Here is a 19,961-nt window from a genome sequence, read left to right as displayed (position 1 = left end):
TCCTTACCGACGCACGCCGGAAGCCGCCGCGCGCTCCAGCACCACCTGCGCGTGGTTAATAATCGGGGCGTCGACCATTTTGCCGTTGAGCGAGACCACGCCCAGGCCGTTACGCTCGCCCTCTTCTGCCGCTTCAATCACCCTTTTGGCGTGCTCCACCTCTTCCTGCGTCGGGGCGTAGGCGTTGTGCAGCAGGTCAATCTGGCGCGGGTTAATCAGCGATTTGCCGTTAAAGCCCATCTTGCGGATCAGGTCGACCTCGCGCAGGAACCCGGCTTCATCGTTAACGTCTGACCACACCACGTCGAAGGCGTCGATGCCGGCAGCGCGTGCCGCGTGCAGCACCGCGCAGCGGGCATAAAACAGCTCGGTGCCGTCGCCGCGCTCGGTCTGCATGTCCATTACGTAGTCAAAGGCCGCCAGCGCAATGCCGATCAGGCGCGGCGAGCTGCGGGCAATCGCCACGGCATTGATGACGCCAATAGCCGATTCAATCGCTGCCATCACGCGGGTAGAACCCACCTCGCGCCCGCACTCCTTTTCGATACGCTCAAGGTGGCCTTCCAGCTCGTAGATGTCATCCGGCGTGTCGGTTTTCGGCAGGCGGATCACGTCCACGCCCGCATGCACGGCGGCTTCCAGATCCAGCAGGCCAAACGGCGTGCTCAGCGGGTTTATGCGCACCACGGTTTCGATATCCTGATACATCGGATGCTGCAACGCGTGGAACACCAGCATGCGTGCGGTATCTTTCTCGCGCAGGGCCACCGCATCTTCAAGATCGAACATGATGGCGTCTGGCCGGTAGATAAACGCGGTGGAGAGCATGGCGGCATTGGCGCCCGGCAGGAACAGCATACTGCGGCGGAGTTTGCTCATTTCAGCGCCTCCCAGTTGATGGCCTGTTCATCGGCAGCACGCAGAAGCGCGCTTTGCAGGCGGGCGCGGATTGCACAGTCCAGCGCCCCTTTGTCTTCAATAATGATTAATCCCTGATGCACGTTCATGGCGCGCAGCGTGTCGTCGACCACCTGGCGAATGTGCTCGCCAAACTGCTTAATCACTTCACTGTGGATGACAATCTCCAGCTCGCCGTGAGCGGGGGCGATTTTCACCATCAGGTCGCTGGACTCCTGCGTTCCGGCCAGCGCCTCCCTTACAATATTCATGATAAATTCCTGATAGTTATGCGACTTCCGCACTCGCGCGATAATGTGCTTCGAGATGCGCGAAGGTGGAGTCCGGGACGATCTCCCGGATCCGGGTAAACTGCTGTGTCTTGAGTAAACGGCGCACTTCGGACGCCGAAATGGCGTTGCCGGTGGCCTTGATGCGCGGCATCTCCACCACCTCGATATGCGAGGCCAGCAGATCGTGCAGCGTCTGGTTGTACTGGCGGGTGATATCGCAGAACGGCTCCGAGCCGATAAAGCGGTGCGTGATGCCGAGCGCCGGGGCGATGAAGTCCCGGAAGATCAGCACGTCGATCTCGCTCCACGCCTGCTGCACTTTACCGGTCTCTTTCAGAAAGTAGGCCGGAAACGTGGCGCGCGAGATGATGTACTGCGAGCCTTCATGCACCACCACGTTCGGCAGATGCGCCACGCCCGCGCGCACCATCTCAAGGCGCGCGCTGAACGGGAAGAACGAGGCGTCTTCACGCACCACAAACAGATGCAGGGCATCGCACTGCGCCGCCGCCTGCTCCACCAGATGGCGGTGGCCGAGGGTGAACGGATTGGCGTTCATCACGATCGCGCCAGTTTTCTCCCCGCCCTTTCGCATCCGGCTTAAGGTACGGCAGTAGCGCGCGATCCCCTGCGGGGTGTTCTCCATCAGCACCGCGTTGTTCCCGCTCTGGGCAATTGGCCAGAAGCCGCTGCGGCCAAAGCGCTCCTTATTGCACGGACGGGTGCAGAGGAAGAGGTGAAAATGGCCGCGCTCCAGCGCCGCATTCTCCACCTCTGCCAGCAGCCGCGCGCTGAGGTTTTCCCCACGAAGCTGCTCGTTGACCGCCACGCACTTGATGACGTTGGCAGCCAGCCCTGCGCAACCCACCAGCTGCGCGCCGGACCAGGCTTCAACAAACAGCGTGATGTCGTTGTCCAGGCCAAGGCCGCTGTCTGCCAGCAGGTAGCGGATCTGGCTTAAGCGTTCCGGGTGTTTCGCCACAACGGTATGGCGAAAATCAATGGGTTGCGATTGCATGCTGCCGCCTTACTCAGTGTGCCGCCGCAAGCCCGACGGCTGGCGCTTCCACGATCACGTTGCTCAGATGACCGATATGCTCGATCTCCACCTCAATGCGATCCCCCTCCTTCATAAACAACGGCGGGTTACGCTTTTTACCCACGCCGCCCGGGGAGCCGGTAATGATCACATCGCCCGGGCTGAGGCGGGTGAAGGTGCTGATGTATTCGATGAGCTCCGCGACCTTGTGGATCATGCTGCTGGTGTTGTCCTCCTGCACCATGCGGCCGTTAAGCCAGGTGCGGATCGCCAGGCTGTGCGGGTCCGGGATCTCATCCGCCGTCGCCATCCAGGGGCCAAACGCGCCGGTCTGGCGCCAGTTTTTACCGGCGGTGAACCAGGTGTGCTGCCAGTCGCGGGCGGAGCCGTCCATGTAGCAGCTGTAGCCCGCCACGTGGCGCAGGGCGTCATCGCGGCTGATGTTCTCCCCACCCTTACCGATAATCACCGCCAGCTCGCCTTCGTAATCGAATTCGCTGGAGTGGCGCGGCTTCAGCACCGGCTCGTTGTGGCCGGTCTGTGAATCGGGGAAGCGGACAAACAGCGTCGGGGCCGGGTTGTGTTGGTCAAACTCCTTGCGCTTGTCGGCGTAGTTCATGCCCACGCAGAGGATTTTTTCCGGCTGCACGATCACCGGCAAGAAGGTGATGGCGTTCAGCGGCACGTCCACCGCGTCGTTCAGAAAACGGGTGGCCTGCGCCAGTCCGTTGCCCTGCAACAGCGCTTTAAGGTCGCCGTAGCGGTCGCCCAGGCGGCGGCCTAAATCAATCACGCCCTCGGCCTGAACGATGCCGTAGCTGCGTTTTCCCTGGTATAAAAAGCTTGCGAGTTTCATTGTTTTTTCCTGAATACTTAGACGAGGAAGTTGCCCAGAATCAGCAGTGAGACAGAGACGTTAATCGCGCCGCCGATACGGGTAGCAATCTGGGCGAAGGGCATCAGGCTCATGCGGTTGCCTGCGGTCAGGATCGCCACGTCGCCGGTACCGCCCTGTCCGCTCTGGCAGCAGGAGACGATGGCGACATCAATCGGGTGCATACCGATTTTTTTGCCGACGAAGAATCCGGTCGCCACCAGCGCAGACACGGTGCTAATAATCACCAGCAGGTTGCTGACGGTGAACGCCGCGACCAGCTCGTGCCACGGGGTAATTGCCACGCCAACGGCGAACAGGATTGGATAGGTCACGGAGGTCTGGAAGAATTTGTACACCACCTGGGAACCCTCCAGCAGACGCGGAGAGGCGCCGTTGCAGAGCTTCACCAGCACCGCCATAAACAGCATGCCAACGGGCGCAGGCAGGCCAATCAGCTTGTGGCCGAGCATGCCCAGCATGTACAGCAGCACCGCCAGCAGCGCGCCGGAGGCGATAGTGGTCACGTCCGCTTTACCGGAGAACGCAGGCTGAGAGACGGTGGCATCCGCATTCGCGCGGTTAGGCATCAGCTGGCCTTCGCCGGTCAGGTGCGGGTAGCGTTTCCCGAGCTGGTTGAGGCAGCCGGAAATAATGATCGCCGTCAGGCCGCCGAGCATCACCATCGGCAGCACGCGGCCAAGCGCTACGCCCTGGTCCATGTGCAGCAGGGTGGCATAGCCGATGGAGAGCGGGATCGCCCCTTCCCCTACGCCGCCCGCCATGATCGGCAGAATGATAAAGAAGAAGATCTGGAACGGCTCAAGGCCCAGCGCCAGCCCCACGCCCATGCCAACAATCATGCCGACGATTTCACCGCACAGCATCGGGAAGAAGATGCGCAGGAAGCCCTGGATCAGCACGGTGCGGTTCATGCTCATGATGCTGCCGACGATGATGCAGCAGATATAGAGGTAGAGAATGTTGGTGGATTTGTAGAATTTGGTCGTGGATTCCACCACCACGTCCGGCAGCAAACCGTAGTAGACCAGCGCGGAAGGGATAAAGGTGGCGCAAATCGCCGCCGCGCCGAGCTTGCCGACAATCGGCAGGCGTTTGCCAAATTCGCCGCAGGCAAAGCCGAAGAAGGCCAGCGTGGCCACCATGACCACGATGTCGCTCGGCAGCTTTCCGCCCAGACAATCAATCGCAATCAGCGCGCCCGCCAGAACGAACAGCGGCAAAGGAATAATGCCGATTTTCCAGGTATCCATAATATGCCACCAGCGCTCCTTGAGGGATGGCCGCTGAATATTAATCGGGTCGTGGGTAACAGAGAATGAATCGTCAGTTGTGCTCATAATAAGCCCCTTAGTTATTTTGTGCGTTCAGCTTAGAGTCACAAAGGCTTACTTTATGTGAGGGATGACATATTAAAGGCGAAGTTTTAATGGCCGCTATGGTTTTAATGGTTTCTATTATTTAATGTGATTTACGCCTTATTTATTACCGTGGTTTTTATGGTTTCTTTTCCTAACCGAACAAAGAAATAACATTTATTCAGTTAGCATCCAGAGAATGAGACTTTCGGAAAAATCTTTTACAGACCGTGCTGTGCAAGGGATCACAAGTTTTCGGCAAAGCGGGCATCCTGGCGTTAAAAGATGATATATTCAGCCAACCTGTTGATACCTTGCGTGATAGTTATGAAAGTATCGTTTCAGATCAAGCTGTTTATTTCGCTGGTCGCCTTTTTCTCAGTGCTGTTCGCATTACTGGGCGGATATTATTATGTCGACGTCGGCAGGCAGCTTTATCAGGAAATGAGCGCACGCGCAAAAATACAGGCTGAAGAGATAGCGCTTATTCCCACTCTGCGAAAAGAAGTCGAACAAAAGGATATCCAGAGCATCCATGACTTTATGCAGAAAATAGCCGCCCACAGCGACGCCAGTTTTATTGTGATTGGTGACAATAAAGGGCTGCATCTTTTTCACTCCGTGTTTGCTGACCGGGTGGGCAAAACGCTGGTTGGCGGGGACAACGACGAGGTATTACACGGCAAAAGCACCATTACCATCCGCAAGGGCGGGTTAGGCATTTCGCTACGCAGCAAAGCCCCTATTTTTAATGATGCCGGGCAGGTGGTGGGGATTGTTTCGGTGGGCTATCTCACAAGCTATCTGGACACCATCACCGTCAACAAGGTGGTCAATATCCTGATTGCCGCCGTGCTGCTGCTTATCGCCCTGTTTATTTTCTCCTGGTTCTTCACCCGCAGCATTAAGAAGCAGATATTCTCTCTGGAACCACGCGAAATCGGCCTGCTGGTGCGCCAGCAAAAGGCGATGATGGAATCCATTTATGAAGGGGTGATTGCCATCGATGACGACCTGCGCATTGAAGTGATCAATCAGGCGGCGCGTAAATTATTAGGCTTACGTCAGCCCGCCCGCGAACTGCGCGGTCAACACATTAGCCAGGTGATCGCACCCGTCCCGTTTTTTAACGCGCAGACCATGCTTGCGAAAGACACCCACGATGAGATCTGTCGCTTTAACGATCTCACGGTCATTGCCAGCCGGGTGCGGATCATGCTGGAAGATGCGTTGCAGGGCTGGGTGATCACCTTTCGCGATCGCAACGAGATCGACTCGCTCAGCGCCCAGCTTAGCCAGGTGAAGCGCTACGTTGATAACCTGCGCATCATGCGCCACGAACAGCTGAACCGCATGACCACGCTGTCCGGCCTGCTGCATATGGGCCGTTATGACGAGGCGATCCGCTACATACAGGCGCAGTCGGAACACGCTCAGGAGCTGCTGGACTTTATCTCGTCCCGCTTTAGCTCCCCGACGCTGTGCGGTTTGCTGCTTGGAAAAGCCGCCCGCGCCCGTGAGAAAGGCGTTGAGCTGAGTTTCGATCCGGCCTGCCGGGTAGATAAACCGTTCCTGCCGCTGCTCGAATCGGAACTTATCTCGATCATCGGGAACTTGCTGGATAACGCCATCGAAGCGACCCAGCGCGCCCCGCTCCCGCATGCACCGGTAGACGTGCTGATAAAGCTGAACGAGCAGGAACTGATTATTGAAGTCGCCGACCAGGGCGTCGGCATCACACCGGCGATCCGCGACCGGATCTTTGAGCGCGGCATCACCACCAAAACGCGCGGCGATCATGGTATAGGCCTGTATCTGATTGAAAGCTACGTCACGCAGGCTGGCGGCGCAATTGAAGTTGCCGATAACACCCCACGCGGTGCCATTTTCTCACTGTTTATTCCCGCCACGGGAACGGCCCGGCACCCCGCACAGGAACTGGAAGATACCGACTATGCAACATGAACTTATCGACGTACTGATTGTTGAAGACGAGAACGAACTGGCGCAACTGCACGCGGAGCTTATCGGTAAACATCCGCGCCTGAGGCTGGTGGGAATTGCCGCGTCGCTGGCCGACGCGCAGCAACAGCTGGAGAGCAAACAGCCGAAGCTGATGCTGCTGGATAACTACCTGCCGGACGGCAAAGGCATCACCCTTATCAGCCACCCGATGCTCGCCCGCGCCAACTGCTCGGTGATTTTCATCACCGCCGCCAGCGATATGGACACCTGTAGCCAGGCCATTCGTAACGGCGCGTTCGACTATATCCTTAAGCCGGTTTCCTGGAAGCGCCTGAGCCAGTCGCTGGAGCGTTTTGTGCAGTTTGCCGAGCAGCAGCGGGTCTGGAAGATTGTTGACCAGCAGAACGTGGATTCGCTCTATCAGCTACAGGCGAAAAACTATCGTCTGGACAACGGCAGCAAAGGGATAGAGGAGAACACGCTGGCGCGGGTGCAAACGCTGTTCAACAGCAAGGCGGCGCACTGCTTTACGGTGGATGAGGTGGTGAGCGAGACGGGCCTGAGTAAAACCACCACCCGGCGCTATCTGGAACACTGCGTGGAGGTGGGTTTTCTGACGGTGGAGATGCTGTACGGGAAGATTGGGCATCCGAGAAGGATGTACCGCCGCGCAGAAGCCTGACGCAGTATTGTAGGCCGGGTAAGCTTGCGCCACCGGGCAACTCGCCGGGTGGCGCTAACGCTTACCCGGCCTACGTTCAAACATTCAATACGTACCCATACAGCCGCTTAATCCCGTCCGCATCCTTCTCACTGTACACGCCCTGCAACTCCGGCGAGAAGCCCGGCAGCATATTAATGCCCTCCTCCAGCGCCAGAAAGTAGCGCTGCACCGCTCCGCCCCAGACTTCGCCCGGCACCACGCACAGCACGCCCGGCGGATATGGCAGCGCGCCTTCGGCGGCAATGCGCCTTTCAGCGTCACGAATAGGCACCAGCTCCACGTTTCCGCGAATGTACTCCTGGTTGGCATCCTGCGGGTTCATCACTACGGCGGGCAGGCTCTCCTGGCGGAACATCGCCTTCTGGAGATCCTTCACGTTAAAGCTGACGTAGAGATCGTGCATCTCCTGGCACAGCTGACGGATCGTGTAGTCGCGGTAACGCACCGGGTATTTCTGATAGATGGTCGGCAGCACATCCGCGAGCGGCGTGTCGTCTTCAATATGCTGTTCGAACTGCCCCAGCATCGCCACCAGCTGCATTAACTTCTCCTCGCTCTCCGCTGGCGTCAGCAGGAACAGGATGGAGTTGAGGTCGCACTTCTCCGGCACAATGCCGTTTTCGCGCAGGTAGTGGGCGAGAATGGTCGCCGGAATGCCGAAATCGGTATAGTGACCTGTTTCTGCATCAATGCCCGGCGTGGTCAGCAGCAGCTTGCACGGATCGACGAAATACTGCTCGCGAGCATAGCCTTCAAAACCGTGCCATTTTGCACCCGGCTCGAAGCTAAAGAAGCGACGCTCGCTGGCGATGACCTGCGTGGGGTGATCCTGCCACGGCCGCCCCGCCACCATCGGCGGAATAAACGGCTTGATCATATGGCAGTTGGCGATGATGGCCTTGCGCGCCTCAATGCCCAGCTCGACGCACTCCGCCCACAGCCTGCGCCCGCTCTCGCCCTCGTGAATTTTGGCGTTTACGTCCAGCGCCGCAAACAGCGGGTAAAACGGGCTGGTAGAGGCGTGCAGCATAAACGCATTATTAAGACGCTTGTGCGGACAGAAACGCGACTGGCCGCGAATATGGTTATCCTTTTTATGGATCTGCGACGTTTGCGAGAACCCGGCCTGCTGCTTGTGTACCGACTGGGTCACAAAAATTCCCGGATCGTTCTCGTTCAGCTCCAGCAGAAGCGGAGACGTTTCTGCCATCATCGGGATAAACTGCTCGTAGCCCACCCACGCGGAGTCAAACAGAATGTAGTCACACAGGTGACCGATCTTGTCGATCACCTGACGGGCGTTGTAGATCGTGCCGTCGTAGGTACCGAGCTGAATGATCGCCAGGCGGAACGGGCGGGCCTCGCTGGCCTTGTCCGGCGCCGCCTCGCGGATCAGGTCCCGCAGATACGCGTCATCAAAGCAGTGTTCATCGATTCCGCCGATAAAACCAAACGGATTACGCGCGGCCTCAAGATACACCGGCGTGGCGCCCGCCTGGATCAGCGCCCCGTGATGGTTGGATTTATGGTTATTACGATCGAACAGCACCAGATCGCCACGGGTCAGAAGCGCATTGGTCACCACTTTATTGGCAGCCGATGTGCCGTTCAGCACGAAGTAGGTTTTGTCCGCGTTGAACACCTTCGCCGCGAACTTTTGCGCGTGCTTGGCAGAACCCTCATGGATCAGCAAATCCCCGAGCTTCACGTCGGCATTGCACATATCGGCGCGAAACACGTTCTCACCGAAGAAATCATAGAACTGTCGCCCTGCCGGGTGTTTTTTGAAAAAAGCCCCATGCTGATGACCAGGGCAGGCAAAGGTGCTGTTCCCCATTGCGACATACTGGCTCAGGGTGTCAAAAAAAGGTGGCAGCAGGTTCTCTTCATACCGGCAGGCGGCGGATTCCAGTTCCAGGAACTCCTGCGCTTTACCCGAGATAATCGCCGTGACGCCATCAGGCACCTCTCCAGGCTCATGCGAGAACATAAACACCGGTAGCTGAAAGCCCGTACGCTTCAGCAACGCGAGAATGCCGCTGTAGCTTTCAACCACCGTAATGACGACTGCCGCCACATCAGTGAAATCGGTGTTATCCAGCGTCACCTTTTCACGGTGCGTAGAAACTTTGGATACCAGCTCACGGCTGACGGCAATTTTCATGGTTTTCATAAGCGCAAATACCCTCACCGAACGGTGAGAAAGGGAGGAGAAAATTCGCGCAATCATGTCACCTTTTATTTTCAGGCGCAAGAAGGAATCAGTATGCATTACGCCTCCCAAAGCTAACCATAAACAGGGCTGGACGTGCCATAATCATGCAATGCCAGTGCTTAAATAACAGGAGTTAAACGTGGTAATTGGACCCTTTATCAATGCGGGAGCTGTACTGCTGGGCGGTGTACTTGGGGCAGTATTAAGCCAGCGCTTGCCGGAGCGTATTCGCGTCTCCATGCCCTCCATTTTTGGCCTGGCGTCGCTGGGGATTGGTATCCTTTTAGTGGTGAAGTGCGCCAACCTGCCGGTAATGGTGCTGGCAACCTTGCTCGGCGCGCTGATTGGCGAATTTTGCTATCTGGAAAGAGGCATAAATAGCGCGGTAGGCAAAGCTAAAAACCTGATTGCCCGACCGGGCAAGGCGAAGCACGGCACGCACGAGTCGTTTATTCAAAACTACGTTGCGATCGTTATTCTGTTCTGCGCCAGCGGTACGGGGATATTCGGTTCGATGCAGGAAGGAATGACCGGCGATCCCAGCATCCTGATTGCGAAAGCGTTTCTGGATTTCTTCACCGCCACTATTTTTGCCACTACGCTCGGCATCGCCGTCGCCGCGATTTGCGTGCCAATGCTGCTGATTCAGCTGGCGCTGGCCACCTGCGCCACGCTGATCCTGCCGCTGACGACGCCCGCGATGATGGCAGACTTTACCGCCGTCGGCGGCCTGTTGCTGCTGGCGACAGGGCTGCGCATCTGTGGCATCAAAATGTTTGCAGTGGTGAACATGCTCCCTGCCCTGCTGCTCGCCATGCCGCTTTCCGCGCTCTGGACGCACTTTTTCGCTTAAGTTTGCGGCGAAATGGTGAGAGAGTGTGCAGTCTGCACCGAAAGCAATAAATTTCGTTGACGTCGGAGGGCGGATCGGGTTTAATGCGCCCCGTTGCCCGGATAGCTCAGTCGGTAGAGCAGGGGATTGAAAATCCCCGTGTCCTTGGTTCGATTCCGAGTCCGGGCACCACTATTCAGAAAACCCGCCCTTGAGGCGGGTTTTTGCTTTTGGGCTAATTCAGCAACGTGATACGCCCCTGCTTCCAGTGCCGGCAGGTTTATCTCATGAAGCAAATGGTTTGAGCCCGCCGATGCCCGGCGGATGCACTCTTCCACCCTGTCCCATCAAATTCTGGCGATCGTGGTACAGTGGGGAGGCGTGCGTGCCGATCAGATCTGGTCGCAGCTATGCCAACAAGGGCCATTTCAAAAAGTCAGAATCGATGACTTCAAAACGTTATTGAAGCATATGGGGGAGCACCAGTTTCTGACCCAGCTATCAAGCGGTGAACTGGTTCTGGGCGTCGAAGGCAAACGTCAGGTTAATCAATATACCTTTTATGCAGTGTTCAGCACGCCGGAAGAGTTTCGTATTGTGGCGGGGAACAAAACACCGGGCTCCATTCCCGTTGATTCACGACTGATGCCTGACCTACACATTATTTTTGGCGGTCGACGCTGGAAGCTAACCGATAACAATAGTGATAAAAAAGTCATCTATGTCGAGGCGACAAAGGGCGGGCAGCCGCCGTTATTTGGCGGACAAGGGATGTTCATTCATGATGTCGTCCGCCAGGAAATGCTCACCATTTATCGGGAGGGCGACTATCGCATTACCGTTGGCGATCGCAAGTCCAATTTTGCCGATACCACGGGCAGAAACCTGTTTGATGAAGGGCGGCGCTGTTTTCACAACAATAATCTGGCTTTGGAATGTTTTATTCAGCAGGGGCTGCATATCTGCATTCTTCCCTGGCTGGGCGATCAAACCGTAAACACACTGTCGGCAATGCTTTTCCAGCGCGGTTTCAAGGCGGGCTCATTTGCTAGTGTGGTTGAAGTAGAAAAAACTACGAACTCGGAGGTTAAACAGGCGTTATCCAGCGCACTTCTGGAAGGTTTGTCTTCCGAATCCCGTCTTGCCGAAAGCATCGCTGAAAAGTGCCTCGAAAAATATGATGAGTTTTTACCAGAGACGTTGCTGACGCAGGAGTATTGGTTACGTATTTTAAATGTTGAGCGCGTGACGGAGTGGTTGCAGGGGCATTTGTAGGTTAATGGCCTGCTCATCAGATAAAAATACACGGCAAACATCAAAATATTTCAATCTGATGCATTCAACATAACCATTTTCAAAATTTCACCCTGCATTTTTTGCTGCCTCAGTGCCTGATGTTTTTCCAAAACCAACAGATAGTCACGAAAATGGCAATGTATTTCACCTTTTAATAATTCAGGTAAGAATTTTAACTGCACATCAGGAAACATCACTGGAGAGGATTTTTTTAACACCGCATCTGGCGAAGGTAATAGCATAAAATGATAACCTTCATTCATAGCGATACTGACCCCCTTCGGGTCAAAATCGCCAAAATAGATCGCAGTTTTCCCTGTTTTCAACCAGTAACGCTTCAACGCAACAGCCCCCTTGCTATATGCCCGATCGCCACGGTAAATAATCAGGGGCGAATGGAAGTCGCATTGGGAATAGTCAAAAAGCGCCAGATGGTAGAAACAATCCTGATTCTCCACCACAATAAGAACATCAAACTGTGTCAGCGCAATATTACGCCAATCCGTATCGACAACCTTAATAGTCATCCCCAACTCACTGACCAAGGGCTGATTAAGATGGAGCAGTACCCGATGCTGCTGTGGTCGAATTCCCGCCGTTTTAATTTCCTGATCGCTTAACTGCGCACTCTCGATACGATTTTGTTCGCTGATATCGTCACGGAAATTTGCCTGTTTGAGACGTTGCTGGGTCTCTGAAATCTTATTCAGCAATGCCATTGTAAAAATGAAATCAGGCAGCAATAAACTGTTAGTCGGAATCAAATCCAGCGCAGTACACCAACGCAAAACCTGAATCACGATTTTACCGTCTGTATTTTTCTTCTCGCAATTTTTCGCTTTCAGCCGATGATCAAGCTTTTTCAGCCAGACGAGCGCGTTATACGATAACGGTTCTGCTTCTGTCATTTTACCCTCACGCCAATACTCACATCCGATATAATACGCAGATCGTTTACCGGGCTGGCCTGACACTCATCACAACGCAGCCAGAAACGCGGCTTATCCGCTAACGGCAATGATTGATATTCCGTAATAACCTGGTAAAGCCATAGCTCACAGTCCCAGTTCAGATGATTTTCCGTCAGATAATGCAGCGCGCTCACCGGCCCTGATTGCCCGGCAGCGAAAACATAAAAGTCCTCAACATCCATTTTAAGCGCAATCTGACGAGCAGCGACCTCCTCATCAATGGGAGGTATTACTGAGCCCGCACTTTTTGGCACAGGCGGAAGCATGACCGATGCCCGAGGCAAAGCGAGTAACATCTCCGCCATCACTTGTCGATCCACGGGCCTGTCGAGCGAAATGGAGGCTTGCAGTGAAAGTGAAGCCGCAATGTTGAATATATCCGGCACTTCCCGGCGTTCAGGGTAGCTGGCGGGTTGATATTGTGGATGCTGGCGCAAAAAAGCAGCCATATTCGTCACTAACAATGTACGTGACTGCTGTTGGCGAAATTTAGCCATCAGATCCACCAGTCGCTGCTGAACGGCCAGTAGTGAACTATGGTGAAGACTTACACGCAATTGTAACTGGCTCACTAATAATTTGCGCAGTGAGCTATTATTTTCAGCAAACTCGATCAATTCATGGAAAACGATCAAATCTAGTCCATCAAGCAATCGACGAACCTGGTTTTGCGCCCGCGCATTCTCGTTAATTTTTTCATTCAGACTGCTGACGAAACCGAAATCATTATTCAGACGATGCCAGAGGCTGTCGATGGCCTCTTCAAATTGCCCGCTGAGATCGTGAACGAGCTCAGTCAGCCTCTGCATTTGCCGTTCAGCAATACTGTAATCGCCTTTATAATAAGCATCGCGCCAGGCCTGCACCTTATTGCGGATCTGCTCCAGCTTTTCTGCTACATCCGCATTAACCTGCCGTCGGCTCTCATCAGCAACCATACTGGCGATAAGTTCGCTCACCAACGGGCGTAACATCAGCGGCTGTTGCTCATCAGGACGCCACACAATACGCGCAGCGATCAGCTTTTTTAATGCCTGGTCGCTAAAAGCCGTTTCATTAATAAACCCATCGACATAACCCTTCATTAAGGCGTGATGGTGTTTTCCTAATAATGCCAACCGTTCAGCACCGTTTTTAAACAGACCGGATAACGGAGAAATATCCTGTGCCATTATAAAAGCTCCTGCTGAACAGGCGGTGTATCTTCAACCGGTAAACGCTCTTCATCACGGATAAATCGGATCACGTCAATCAAATAATCAATTTTCCCGGTGGCAATAAATATCTGTTGCTCGGCGTTGGGTTGTCTGACATAACCATGCTCTTTCAAACGTCGGAAAATTTGTTTAAGCTGAAGATCAATGGAATCACTCTTACAATTGAAAAAACGATCGCTGGAAAGCTTATTCAGACGCTGTTGCAGGCTCTGATTATCCTCTACACGCGTCATAATTTCCGACAACCTGATGTAGTCGCCGGCTGTCAATGTACTCTCCCGCCCTTGCGTCTCCTGTATGAGTTGTAACCACTCAAGCAGAGGCAATAGAGAAGAGATGATGTCCTTAAACTGATTCATAAGCTGACTGCGGGTGTCGCGATTCATCTCACAAAAACCCGCATAATAGACAGTTTGCGTTTCATTACTGACAATTCTGTAATTAAGAGGGCGCAAATAGCTATCCATCGCTTGCCGGGTACTCTCATCCAGTAAATGACGATAAGCATCCGGGTCGTTGATACGACAAATAAATTCCCCTGTCAGCAGCCTTTTGATTAAAGGTCCATGTTCCAGCATTATATTGCCTCCTGTTCCATCTGCGCCAGTCGGGCAGCCAGGCGGCTCACTTTCGGCTGGATCCTTTTCAGCCTGCGCTGAGTCGGCTCAAGCTGATCGGCATCAAGCAAATAACGATGCTTAAACAGCATTAACACATCAGACTCCGCATTCGGAAAAGCGCCTACAATCACAATATTATTATTGCTACAGGCAATAAATAATTTCTCCACATTGTGGTAGGCCAGCGTGCCGATTTCATCAATAGGCCAGTGAATATCGGCGTCTGATTTACCCCTTAACAAACGCGTGAACGCTAAAAGATATTTGCACAAGATCAGATAGGCCATACCGTGGCTTGATGCTTCCAGTAGTTGGCGATCGTTTTTGATGACAATATCTTCCCCTCCTTCATTAAGATGAAGTTCGAGGTTTAATAACGATTCCATAGTGAAACGCTCATCGGCATGAAGCAGCTCAACCACATCCATAAGGGCATTCAAATAGCTTTCGGGAGGAATTTGCTGACCAGACGAGCGCCAGTCACTATAGTTTTTAGCGAAGCGCTTTAATGGTTTCCAGAATCGTAATTGGTCGATAGTCGATAAAATGCGAACCTCTGATTTATTGATGCCTTCCAGTTGTAAATCGTCGGTAACCGCATCGCTTAAGCGTCGACTTTGTTGCGAAATCCGGCGATTAATATCACTGAAAACATCAAAGAATTTTTTCAGATCGCCACCGATATTTTCTCCCATCTCCAGCAATTGCTGCTGTTTATCTTTAAGAAGCTGTAGTAGTTTCTCGAGTATTGGCAACTGCTGCCGGGTCCTTGAAGGGTCGGGTAATTTAACAATCTCAGAGTCCAATAATTCAAGGAAAGTAGGGTCAGCATCCTGATTAAAGTGTGACTTAAACTCATTCAGTTTGCTCTCCAGCGTGCGGGTCACGCTGGCGTGTTGCTCCAGCATATCGCTGGTACGTGACATACGTTCATTAATATCAGCAGCTGCGTCAATATGAGTCGGAATCATTTCGGCCAAAGGCAAAGGTGATAATCGATCCAGTAATATTTTTAACTGACCGACAAACTCACTGGCCTGTCGTATCTGCATCTCATACTCTTTTTTCTCATTATTAAGCCTGTCTTTTTTATTCTGATACTCTGCCTGTACTTGCTGTTTTTTCTGCAACAGTTCACGATTTTGTTGAGAGAGTGCACTTTCTTTATTCTGTTGTTCCTGGCGCAACGTCCCGTAATCAACTTTGATAAAACGCAGCCATTCGGTTAACTCATCCCGACGAGACTCCACTTCCTGAATCTCTTTTTTAAGCGTTTCAATACGCTGCCGTAGTACTTTGACTTCGCGGGGATCAATTCCCTTCTTCGCTAAATTATCGTCCATCGCCTGCTGGAAGATCTTAATCTGCTCCTCCATATCGGCGTATTTTTTATTTATCTGGCTAGACAGTTCCTCAATCTTCTCATCAATAAGCTGCTGCTCACTTTGCAAGTCAATATTTAATTGTAAGGTTTGCGTATTATATTCTTCCGTCAACGCACCAATATCTTGTTCTTTCTGCTGCGTTAATTCGGCATGTGCTTTGTCTAAAGCGCTTAAAAGGGCACGTTTTTCCTGCCGACGTTGTTGCTCCAGCGCATCATGCTTTGCGATTAAATGCGATCGAGCATCGCGAGCATAGACAACTTCCCGGCTTTGACGCTGATGTTGCCTTTCACACTCCTCCGCTTGCGATTTCAAACGGTTAACGTTCTGATGATGCTCCTGAAAAGTGGCTTCGGCCATGTTCTTCACTTCTTCAGCACGGGCTCTGGTTTGCTCTGCCTTATCAAGACTGTGTCGAATTGAAGCCTCATCTTGCGCAAAATCCTGCATATCTAACACGCTTAAATCCAGTTGCAGGCCGTACAGCGATTCCGACAGCTCGCCTGTTTCTGGTAGCAAATCTTTGCGTTCCAGCAGATTTTCATTCAGAACCTTACCCAGATTCTGTTCCCAGCCCTCATAATGTAAACGCAGAAAGTGACATAAAGTACCCTGTTCAGGATCCAACTGACGATGCAGCCGCAGCAGTTGTTCTTCAGTCTGATGTAAGTTAGCACGGGCGTTGTGCAGCTGTTGCTCTACACTATCTTGCTTTATACGAGCCTCAGACAGCGTTGTCAGTGCATTTTGTCGCTGCTCAGTCAGTTGCAATAATCGCTCCTGAGCTTGCTCAATGCGTAGCTCAGCAAACTGGCGCTCTTCATGCTCTTGAGCTGTTAACTGGGAATGTTTAAGCTCAATGCTAACAGCCATTCGATCGCCTGAAATTTTCTCCAGTTGTTCACCGTAGTGATTTTCCTGCTGTTGTTTTCGCTCTTCGAAGCGCTGCCAAAGTATCTCTTTCTGACTGTCAGATTTATTCCTGACCGCCTCTTTTTCCCGCTGGCAGTCCTGAATTTTTTGTTGGGTCAGCCGTTCCTGGCGGTAAACACTGTCTTTTAGTTTTGCTTTGTGCTGTTCAAATTCTCGGGAAAGTTCACCAACCAGCTCCTGCATAAGCTGGAATTGTTCGCTTTGCACAGACAGCGCCTCGCGCCATTGAGGTAACTCTTCCATGTGTGTCTGTAATAGGCGTATCTCTTTGCGTTCATAACAGTCGTATTGATTCTGGACATGATCCAGCCATGCCTGAATCGTTTTCAGGTCGCTTTGCGTTTCGCTTAACCTGTCATTCAGTGTATTACGCTGTTGATTAAAGCTATCCTCTAATTGAACGAGCTCCCCACGACGCTGGTGAAGCATCTGCTCTGCATCCGCGCGTTTCTGCTTCTGGATTTGTTCATCGTTTCTTAACAAGGGTTGGAGCGCGGCTAGCTGTGCCTCTGCATCATCCAACTTGAGACCCAGGCGCTGTATGAACTCAAACTCCTGTTGTAATTTATCGTAGCGCAGCGACTGGCGCATTTTTTGGATCCATTCCCGCGCAAAGCCGCTTTTTACTTTTGTTTGCGGGAGCGTCACGCCATCATCGGCAAAAATCGCCGCCAGCATGGTTTTAAGCGTTTCCATCTTGCCTTCACCGGCATGAACGGCGCTCACTAATTTCTCAATATGCCTGAGCTTATAATTACCACTTACCAGACTAAACGATGCCGCCAAACGACGAAGCCTCATCGTCTCCGTCGAATTGCCGCGTAATGACGCGACATCATTTTGAATGATGCTACGGTACTCCGTGGTTGAACCTATTTTGGCGGAAACTGAGACGTCATCCCGGTTGCGCATCTGAGCAGACCATTCGTTATAACTCAGTCCTTTCGCGCCATCCTCCGTATAGCGAAGGAAAAATTCTGGATGATAAGGCGCTCGAACAAAACGATATTCAACGCCTCCCTCACCTTTACCCGTCAAAACAACCAGGCAATTTTCGCCCGTTTCTCGCTGGTATTCATAAATGATATAGCTATTGCTACAAGGGAGATAAAATTCGTCGAACTTCTTGCGCGTTCTTGGTACGACTCTATTGGGCTGTTCACCGTAGAAGACCGGGACGAGGCGTTGCAGAGTTGTTTTTCCGGAAGCATTAGTTCCACAAATATTGGTATGCTGATCCAGTTGAATTTCAACAACGCCAGGCAGGTGAGTGTGTATAAGAATGATGCGAAGCAGTTGTGGCATGATACCTCCCTGAACATAAAATAACCCGTGGATAGTACACCTAAAATCCTTTTTAAACATTGGGTTGTTTCACAATTAGATCAGAAGGCAGGCGATGAAAAAGTCTCTACGATCTACGATCTACGATCTACGATCTTAGAAAGGGTATCGTACCAAAGGTTCAAACCGAACTACTTTCTTGATTACCAATCCATCATTATGATTTAACAGCAAAAATGCGGAGCACACGTAGGGTCTTAACAATAAGTAGCAGGAAAATTTATGATAGAAAACAAATTAGTAAGGAATTGAATGTTCCCAAGACAGGCACCACCTTTCATCTTTTTATGCTTCTTATGTTGTTTCTATAAGTTATATTTTCAGGGAGTTAGCATAAAAACCATATCAGTGCGTACCCTTTTCTCTGTACGCATCTGGAAAAATCCTGGGTCAGATTATGGGGCATTCAGTTTGATGAATGTAGTGGCCCATTATGTTGTCTGATTCCTATATCCGCTCTACAAATCTCTTTTGAATAATCATATAAGTTAGCCAATGCTCATGGCCTGTACGTGATAGTATCTACTACTGTTCACGCTTGTGGTATTTATTCTCGCTTTGCCGAAGCTGATTATAGACATTACGGGTGCGCATTCGCTGTACAAACCGATGAGCGAAAACACTATTATAATGGCGCTGCGTACTATTGGCTACGAGACCAAAACAGGGGTAAGCGGCCATCCTGAGTTCATCAGGCGCTTCTTTCAGGCCATGAAGCATGGCGCTGTCAACAACAGCACCGCTGCCCTTCTCTATAAAGCAGGGCAATACAATCAGGCATCAAAAAATTATACTTTTCAGCACAGGATCAGCGCCATTGATGGCTGAAAATTTCAGCTTAAATCTATCCTTCTCGCCCGTTTTATATTTTACCTCGCAGGAAATATAATAATTCATTTCTTTAACATTAATACCCTTAACCCTTGTATCAACATCATTAACAATTAAACCAGCCATTAATCCGTAAAAATTCCTTCCCAAGTCCATTTTTATTATGGCATTCCTTATACTTCCAGCTTCCTCTCCGGAATCGGAATTAATATTGAAGGTGTTATACTGATTCATTAACCCCAAAGCCACATTGATGCATTTCTTTCTGTCATTATAAGTAGTTACAGCACTCCATGTAAAAGCAAATAAGCCAGCAATTGATAACATTTTTATTGTCTTAATTGCAAAACCAATATCAAATACTAAAGAATGACGGTTAATGTAGTTTATAATAATTACTGTCACTACAGTAATCAAAGATAAAGAAAACACTGTTACCATATACGACACCACAAAAAAAACAATATTAACTTTATGTTCATTCGTAAACAAAGATTTTACATTCATTTTTTACCGCCTTCTCCATTAGCCTTTTCGATGTTATCACCTACACCTTCCGAAACGAGACCAGAAGCATAATCGCCAAATATGTTGGATAAAAAAGGAACCTTCCCCAACAATCCACTTACTGCTGTTCCCAGTCCTGCACCAGTAACGGCCCCAGGAGTGTCGCCTTTGTTAAGATAAGTTGTGCCCATGGCTATTAGGCTGTTTTCTATAATCGATCTACCAGGCGATAAAGCCCCTGTCAAACTAGCCCAAAATGTGTCTTTGAAATTTATCTCCCCATTTTCTACATATTGATATGTCAAATTAGCCACACATGAGACAGAACTATTTGAGAGAACTTTACCTGCTGATGCTGCAGGCCCAAAAATAGCTAAAGATGAAACGAGTGGTGCCCCCACCATCCACCCAAACACATACTCTGATAAAGGATTGTACATCCCTTGCAGTTTAGAAAAATCATTTAGTGTTGATTGTCGTTCGCTTTCGGGTAAATAAGAAACTGAATCAACTCCGTGGAATGTCCCCTGCATTGCCGGGCCAAAAAAAGTGCCAAAAGTCGTTGGAGACAACCCTAGGGGATCCGTAACTATGATCGGATCTAACGTGTAATTGTAAAAATTCCACCCGCCCATCAAC

At 51.5% G+C, this 19,961-nt stretch carries 14 protein-coding genes, 1 tRNA gene and 2 pseudogenes; 5 read left to right on the top strand and 12 right to left on the bottom strand.

Translation table 11 applies throughout. The features are described 5' to 3' along the window. Positions 1-3: 3 nt before the first annotated feature. Genes citE through N5C09_RS20460 form a run of 5 tightly spaced genes read right to left on the bottom strand, consistent with a single transcriptional unit; the run spans position 4 to position 4,464 of the window. Positions 4-879, bottom strand: a complete 876-nt coding sequence (citE, locus tag N5C09_RS20480; protein ID WP_063867814.1) for a citrate (pro-3S)-lyase subunit beta — start codon at positions 877-879, stop codon at positions 4-6. Continuing rightward, on the bottom strand, positions 876-1,169 hold the full coding sequence (citD, locus tag N5C09_RS20475) for a citrate lyase acyl carrier protein (RefSeq protein ID WP_107533737.1): 294 nt from the start codon (positions 1,167-1,169) through the stop codon (positions 876-878). Before citD ends, citE begins: the two co-directional genes overlap by 4 nt. Positions 1,170-1,185: 16 nt before the next feature. After that, positions 1,186-2,208, bottom strand: a complete 1,023-nt coding sequence (citC, locus tag N5C09_RS20470; RefSeq protein WP_112791622.1) for a [citrate (pro-3S)-lyase] ligase — start codon at positions 2,206-2,208, stop codon at positions 1,186-1,188. Between the two features lie 13 nt (positions 2,209-2,221). Then, complete coding sequence (locus N5C09_RS20465) at positions 2,222-3,085, bottom strand: fumarylacetoacetate hydrolase family protein (RefSeq protein WP_015571851.1); 864 nt, start codon at positions 3,083-3,085, stop codon at positions 2,222-2,224. Positions 3,086-3,102: 17 nt separating this feature from the next. Next, complete coding sequence (locus tag N5C09_RS20460; RefSeq protein WP_279749776.1) at positions 3,103-4,464, bottom strand: 2-hydroxycarboxylate transporter family protein; 1,362 nt, start codon at positions 4,462-4,464, stop codon at positions 3,103-3,105. A 345-nt stretch (positions 4,465-4,809) separates the two neighbouring features. On the opposite strand from N5C09_RS20460, the gene N5C09_RS20455 reads away from it, so the two are divergent. After that, positions 4,810-6,447, top strand: a complete 1,638-nt coding sequence (locus N5C09_RS20455; RefSeq protein ID WP_193035130.1) for a sensor histidine kinase — start codon at positions 4,810-4,812, stop codon at positions 6,445-6,447. Then, positions 6,437-7,129 carry a response regulator gene (locus tag N5C09_RS20450; protein WP_064909937.1) on the top strand — a complete coding sequence of 231 codons (693 nt, stop codon included), beginning with the start codon at positions 6,437-6,439 and terminating at the stop codon, positions 7,127-7,129. The genes N5C09_RS20455 and N5C09_RS20450 overlap by 11 nt, the downstream gene beginning before the upstream one ends. A gap of 76 nt (positions 7,130-7,205) precedes the next feature. Here N5C09_RS20450 and N5C09_RS20445 read toward each other — a convergent pair whose 3' ends face one another. Then, on the bottom strand, positions 7,206-9,344 hold the full coding sequence (locus tag N5C09_RS20445) for an ornithine decarboxylase (protein WP_279749775.1): 2,139 nt from the start codon (positions 9,342-9,344) through the stop codon (positions 7,206-7,208). A gap of 181 nt (positions 9,345-9,525) precedes the next feature. Here N5C09_RS20445 and N5C09_RS20440 point away from each other — a divergent pair, with 181 nt between their 5' ends. From N5C09_RS20440 to N5C09_RS20430, 3 genes and pseudogenes are all read left to right on the top strand, one after another. Beyond that, positions 9,526-10,239 carry a DUF554 domain-containing protein gene (locus N5C09_RS20440; RefSeq protein WP_064909939.1) on the top strand — a complete coding sequence of 238 codons (714 nt, stop codon included), beginning with the start codon at positions 9,526-9,528 and terminating at the stop codon, positions 10,237-10,239. 95 nt (positions 10,240-10,334) lie between these two features. Next, positions 10,335-10,410, top strand: a tRNA-Phe gene (locus tag N5C09_RS20435). Positions 10,411-10,512: 102 nt separating this feature from the next. After that, a pseudogene (locus N5C09_RS20430) lies at positions 10,513-11,493 on the top strand (DEAD/DEAH box helicase); the annotation flags it as partial. Positions 11,494-11,543: 50 nt separating this feature from the next. Here N5C09_RS20430 and N5C09_RS20425 read toward each other — a convergent pair. From N5C09_RS20425 to N5C09_RS20400, 6 genes and pseudogenes are all read right to left on the bottom strand, one after another. Continuing rightward, entirely contained in the window at positions 11,544-12,422 is an 879-nt protein-coding gene (locus N5C09_RS20425; RefSeq protein WP_279749772.1) for a Wadjet anti-phage system protein JetD domain-containing protein, read from the bottom strand. Next, on the bottom strand, positions 12,419-13,657 hold the full coding sequence (locus N5C09_RS20420) for a hypothetical protein (protein WP_279749769.1): 1,239 nt from the start codon (positions 13,655-13,657) through the stop codon (positions 12,419-12,421). Before N5C09_RS20420 ends, N5C09_RS20425 begins: the two co-directional genes overlap by 4 nt. Further along, positions 13,657-14,280, bottom strand: a complete 624-nt coding sequence (locus N5C09_RS20415; RefSeq protein ID WP_279749768.1) for a hypothetical protein — start codon at positions 14,278-14,280, stop codon at positions 13,657-13,659. The genes N5C09_RS20420 and N5C09_RS20415 overlap by 1 nt, the downstream gene beginning before the upstream one ends. After that, complete coding sequence (locus tag N5C09_RS20410; protein WP_279749767.1) at positions 14,280-17,945, bottom strand: ATP-binding protein; 3,666 nt, start codon at positions 17,943-17,945, stop codon at positions 14,280-14,282. The genes N5C09_RS20415 and N5C09_RS20410 overlap by 1 nt, the downstream gene beginning before the upstream one ends. Positions 17,946-18,764: 819 nt before the next feature. After that, positions 18,765-19,322, bottom strand: a complete 558-nt coding sequence (locus N5C09_RS20405; RefSeq protein ID WP_279749766.1) for a hypothetical protein — start codon at positions 19,320-19,322, stop codon at positions 18,765-18,767. After that, positions 19,319-19,961, bottom strand: a pseudogene (locus N5C09_RS20400) (hypothetical protein); the annotation flags it as partial. The gene N5C09_RS20405 and the pseudogene N5C09_RS20400, both read right to left, overlap by 4 nt.

The organism is Enterobacter sp. GD03975 (assembly GCF_029838645.1).
Lineage (GTDB): Bacteria > Pseudomonadota > Gammaproteobacteria > Enterobacterales > Enterobacteriaceae > Enterobacter > Enterobacter quasihormaechei.
This window is presented reverse-complemented; position numbering and strand designations above follow the sequence as displayed.

Bases quoted from the DNA above. Each gene is read 5' to 3' on its own strand.
- N5C09_RS20465 (WP_015571851.1), bottom strand. From the start codon at position 3,085: ATGAAACTCGCAAGCTTTTTATACCAGGGAAAACGCAGCTACGGCATC.
- N5C09_RS20455 (WP_193035130.1), top strand. From the start codon at position 4,810: ATGAAAGTATCGTTTCAGATCAAGCTGTTTATTTCGCTGGTCGCCTTT.
- citC (WP_112791622.1), bottom strand. From the start codon at position 2,208: ATGCAATCGCAACCCATTGATTTTCGCCATACCGTTGTGGCGAAACAC.
- N5C09_RS20450 (WP_064909937.1), top strand. From the start codon at position 6,437: ATGCAACATGAACTTATCGACGTACTGATTGTTGAAGACGAGAACGAA.
- N5C09_RS20415 (WP_279749768.1), bottom strand. From the start codon at position 14,280: ATGCTGGAACATGGACCTTTAATCAAAAGGCTGCTGACAGGGGAATTT.
- N5C09_RS20410 (WP_279749767.1), bottom strand. From the start codon at position 17,945: ATGCCACAACTGCTTCGCATCATTCTTATACACACTCACCTGCCTGGC.
- N5C09_RS20405 (WP_279749766.1), bottom strand. From the start codon at position 19,322: ATGAATGTAAAATCTTTGTTTACGAATGAACATAAAGTTAATATTGTT.
- citD (WP_107533737.1), bottom strand. From the start codon at position 1,169: ATGAATATTGTAAGGGAGGCGCTGGCCGGAACGCAGGAGTCCAGCGAC.
- N5C09_RS20420 (WP_279749769.1), bottom strand. From the start codon at position 13,657: ATGGCACAGGATATTTCTCCGTTATCCGGTCTGTTTAAAAACGGTGCT.
- N5C09_RS20425 (WP_279749772.1), bottom strand. From the start codon at position 12,422: ATGACAGAAGCAGAACCGTTATCGTATAACGCGCTCGTCTGGCTGAAA.
- citE (WP_063867814.1), bottom strand. From the start codon at position 879: ATGAGCAAACTCCGCCGCAGTATGCTGTTCCTGCCGGGCGCCAATGCC.
- N5C09_RS20445 (WP_279749775.1), bottom strand. From the start codon at position 9,344: ATGAAAACCATGAAAATTGCCGTCAGCCGTGAGCTGGTATCCAAAGTT.
- N5C09_RS20460 (WP_279749776.1), bottom strand. From the start codon at position 4,464: ATGAGCACAACTGACGATTCATTCTCTGTTACCCACGACCCGATTAAT.